Source organism: Jatrophihabitans lederbergiae, assembly GCF_031845305.1.
GTDB lineage: Bacteria > Actinomycetota > Actinomycetes > Mycobacteriales > Jatrophihabitantaceae > Jatrophihabitans_A > Jatrophihabitans_A lederbergiae.
Map to the genome: position 1 here is coordinate 1 of NZ_JAVREH010000109.1, position 4,198 is coordinate 4,198.

Consider the following 4,198-nt stretch of genomic DNA (forward strand, 5'->3'; position numbering starts at 1 on the left):
CCCGCGTCATCAAAAGAAAGATGCCCAAATGGCACGTCAAACGCGCCCACCACGCCACCTGGCCCCGACCCCAACACCCACCCATCTACCAGATCACAACCCACTAACTGAACGGTATTAGCCCTAGGCCGGTGGTCCCGCTGCCGCGTTCGCGGCTGTAGTCCAGTCGGACGAACCGGTCGAAGATGCGGTCCCGGTCAGCGGTCGGGATGCCGGGACCGTCGTCGTCGACCTCGATGCGGACCTCGTGGGCGGTGGTTGCGGTGGTGATGCGGACCTGGCTGTCGGCGTGGCGTACGGCGTTGTCGATGATGTTGCTGAACAGGCGCCGCAGATGGTCGGGGTTGCCGACGGTGGCGGCGCCAGATGGTGCGTCCAGGCTGATGTCGAGGTGGTGGGCTGGGGTGTTGGTGGTGACTTCTCGCAGGAGTGGGCTCACGTCGACGCGCTGCTGGTGGGCCGTCAGCTGGTGCTCGTCTGCTTTGGCGAGCACCAGAAGTTGTTGGATGAGGTCTTCTAGGCGGGTTGACTGTTGCGCCGCGCGGGCGGCGATCGTCGGCCAGGGGGCCCGGGCGGGGTGGGCGAGACCGACTTCCAGTGTGGTGCGGATCGCGGCTAGGGGGCTGCGCAGTTCGTGGGAGGCGTCGGCGACAAAGCGTCGTTGCTTTATCGCGGCTGCGTCCAGGCGCTCGAGCATGTCGTTCATGGTGTGGGCCAGGTGCCCGATCTCATCGGGCGTTCCCGGCTCGGGCACTCGCCGGGACAGGTCCGCGGAGGTGATTTCGGTGACGGCTTGGCGGATCCGCTTGACCGGGCGCAGCGCCCGCCCGACCACGACCCAGACGGTGCCGGCGGCCAGGAGCAGGATGATCGGCAATCCGAGCAGTAGGTGCCGCAGGAACTCGGAGTTGACTTGGCTGAGCAGCCCGGTGGACGTGCCGGTGATCACGGTGACCGCGCGCCCGCTGACGGTGGTGCGCACCGCGACAACCTGGATGTCAGTCGGGATCACCCCGTCGGCTGCTTTCTGCCGTACCGGGGCGTTCGCGCCGGCGGGCAGGGTGTAGACCGCGGGGACTCCCGCTAACGAGCGGGTCGCGGCCAGCACCCCCCCCGTCGGGTGCGAGGACCTGCGCTTCGGCGTTCGCGTCCAAACTCGACCCGGCCAGCGGTTGCTGCCACGCACCGGTCGGCGCTGATTGCGCGATCTGAGTGGCGTAGGTGCGCAGCTGCCCGTCGATGGTCCGCCGCACGGATTGCATCTGCAGCACATACATGAACAGCACCCCCAGCACGACCGCCGCCGTGATGGCCAGACTGGCCACCACAGTGACCCGTGCTCGCAGCGTGGCGCTGCGAGCACGCAGTCGTCCGAGCCTCTGCCCGAACCGGTTTCTGCTCACCGGTCGTCCTGGATCAGGTAGCCCTCGCCGCGCAAGGTGAGGATCACCGGCATCCCCACCGGCGGGTCGATTTTGCGGCGTAGCCGGTGCACGTGCACCTCGACCACCGCCGGGCCGCCGTCATAGGCGGAGTCCCAGCAGTGCTCGAGCAGCTCGGTCTTGGACACCACCTGCCCTTGGCGTCGCATCAGGTACTCCAGCACTGTCACCTCGCGGCTGGTCAGATCGAGTCCGGCGCCGTCGCGGGTGACGGCGCGGCTGGCCGGGTCCAGGGTGAGGCCGGCGGCGGTGAGCACCGCCGGCCTCTCTCCCAGACCGCGTCGGGTCAGCGCCCGCAGGTGCGCGAGCAGGATGGGGTAGGAGAACGGTTTGGCCAAATAGTCATCGGCTCCGCTGTCCAGCCCCTCGGCGTGATCGAAGTCCTCATCCATCGCGGTCAGCATCAGGATCGGCGTCCACACCCCCTGCTCCCGCAGCTGTGCGCACACCTGGTAGCCGTCGAGACCGGGCAGCATCACGTCGAGGATGATCACGTCGTGGGCGGCTTCGCGGGCCTTCCACAGCCCGTCCTCGCCGTTGTCCGCAACATCCACGACGTAACCCTCGGCTTGCAGCCCCCAGGTCAGGGACTCAGCCATCGCCTGCTCGTCTTCGACTACCAGCACTCGCATCACTCAGACATCTCCGACCGTGACTGGAATCCGCTCCGCCCGAGGCGGCTCGGAAAGCTCCTGCACCGGCAGACGCAGTAGCCGCGCCGCCCAGTCCGGCATCCACCAGTTCCACTTGCCGAACAGCGAGACCAGCGCCGGAAGCAGCAGCATCCGGACGACCACCGCGTCCAGCAGGACGCCGGCGGCCAGGCCAGCCGCGATCTGGCGCACGGTGATGTCGTTCGCTGTGGACAATGATGCTAGCGCGAAGAAGAGGATCAGCGCGGCGTTGGTGACCAGCCGGCCCGTGCGCGAGACGCCTTCCACGATGCCCTGATGCGTCGACTTGGTCCGCTCGTAGCCTTCACGCACTCGGGACAGGATGAACACCTCATAGTCCATCGAGACTCCGAACAGGAACCCGAAGATCAAGACCGGGGCGAGGACGTCAACCGCACCGTAGGACTTTGTGCCCCACAGCGCATGCATGCCGAAGCCATGCTGGAACACCAGCACCAAGATGCCGTAGGACGCCGCGACCGACAGGGCGTTCAGGATGACGGCCTTGAGCGGAAGCAGAATCGATTTCAGTCCCCGCGCCAGCAGCAGGAACGTCACCAGCGCCACCAACCCGAACAACAGCTGGAACGCGCCATAGGTGGAACTCACCTCATCGATGGATACCGCGCCGGCTCCGCCGACCAGCGCGGTTCGGGGCACGGTGTTTCTGATGTCGCTGACCGCTGAGCCGCTCTGGGAGCTGCCCACCTCATGTTGGGGCACTGCGATCACGACCGCGCTGCCACCCTCCCGCCACGCCGGGTTGGTCGGGGCGACAGCGCCCCGCAGGCTCGACACCGTTCCCAACGACTTGGCGACAGAAGCTGCGTCCGCGGCGTGCGGGACATAGACCGGCACCGTGGTCAGGGTGCCGGTGGGGAACCCGTCGCCCTGCAAAGCGTGCAGCCCGTCGGTGTAGGTGCCGCTGCTGGCCAGCGCGCTGCTGGTGGGCTGGGAGATATTGATGGTCGCGGCCACCCCGGCCAATACGCCCAAGATCCCCAACCCGACGACGGCCGCCACGATGCGGTGGCGGATCACCCGCTCAGACCACCAGGTCCAGAAGCGGCTCGTCTTACCGGCTGACTTGTGCCGCGGCCAGTCCATCTTCGGGCCGACCTTGGACAGCACCGCCGGCAACAATGTCAAGGCCACCAAGGTCGCGGTGGACGGAATGAACAGCCCGGAAATGCCGATCCCCCGGACCAGCGAGTTCGGGACGACGATCAGCGCGAACAACCCCAACGACGCCACCAGCCCGCTGAACCACACCGAGTGCCCAGCACGCGTCATCGCCGCCCTGATGGCCTCGTCGTTGGACTTGCCCGATGCCCGTTCCTCTCGCCAGCGGGTCACCACCAGCAACGAGTAGTCAATCGAGAGCCCGAGTCCCAGCAGCGCGACGATGTACTGCACCGCAGGATTCAGCGGGGAGGAGGTCGGCATGACGTAGGACAGGGCGTAGATGAACAGCTGCATCGTCAGCACCGACACCAGCGCCATCATCAGCGGCAACAAAGCCAGGAAGGATCCGAACACCCAGGCCAGCACAAGCAGCGCACCCAGCGCACCGATCAGCAGCTCACCGAGCACCGTGGAGTTGCCACCGGAGGTGGTGGTTCCGGCAGCCAACGCCTTCAGGCTGGTCCCATGCACGGTCAGGTTCGGTGCCGCTGTGGTCGCCGCCCGGGTCAGGGCATCGACCGAAGCGGTGTCGATATCCGACCCCTCCTTCGCGGGGTAGGCCAGCACTATCGTGCTGGTCCCGCCCGTGCCGACCAGCGTCTGGCTGCCCGTCGAGGCGTAAGACACGGTCCGCACTGTCGGCGCAGCCTTCGCCAAGCCCGCGTCGACCGCCTTCAGCTCGGCCTGCACACCAGGGGAACGCACCGTCTGCCCGGCAGGCAAGTTCAGGGTCAACACACCCGGATCCGATGTCGCGCCCCCATACTGCTTAGCCCAGTGCTTTCATGAGGGCGGCGCGTTGATCAACTGAAAAGTGCTCCCAGTCAACGATGATCGAGGTTCTTGAGGCCAAGTCGTCGTTGAACAAGGAGCACCTTCAAGGTGAAGAATATCGGG

At 66.7% G+C, this 4,198-nt stretch carries 4 protein-coding genes; all 4 read right to left on the minus strand.

What is annotated here, in order from left to right; genetic code table 11:
- Positions 1–103: 103 nt before the first annotated feature.
- Genes RM423_RS24065 through RM423_RS24080 form a run of 4 tightly spaced genes read right to left on the minus strand, consistent with a single transcriptional unit; the run spans position 104 to position 4,039 of the window.
- On the minus strand, positions 104–1,012 hold the full coding sequence (locus RM423_RS24065) for a sensor histidine kinase (RefSeq protein WP_311425575.1): 909 nt from the start codon (positions 1,010–1,012) through the stop codon (positions 104–106).
- The gene (locus RM423_RS24070) at positions 999–1,403 is read right to left on the minus strand and encodes a hypothetical protein (protein WP_311425576.1); all 405 of its coding nucleotides are present in this window, start codon (positions 1,401–1,403) and stop codon (positions 999–1,001) included. Before RM423_RS24070 ends, RM423_RS24065 begins: the two co-directional genes overlap by 14 nt.
- Positions 1,400–2,074, minus strand: coding sequence for a response regulator transcription factor (locus RM423_RS24075; protein ID WP_311425577.1), 675 nt, complete (start codon positions 2,072–2,074; stop codon positions 1,400–1,402). Before RM423_RS24075 ends, RM423_RS24070 begins: the two co-directional genes overlap by 4 nt.
- Before the next feature lie 3 nt (positions 2,075–2,077).
- Entirely contained in the window at positions 2,078–4,039 is a 1,962-nt protein-coding gene (locus RM423_RS24080) for an MMPL family transporter (RefSeq protein WP_311425578.1), read from the minus strand.
- Positions 4,040–4,198 lie beyond the last annotated feature (159 nt).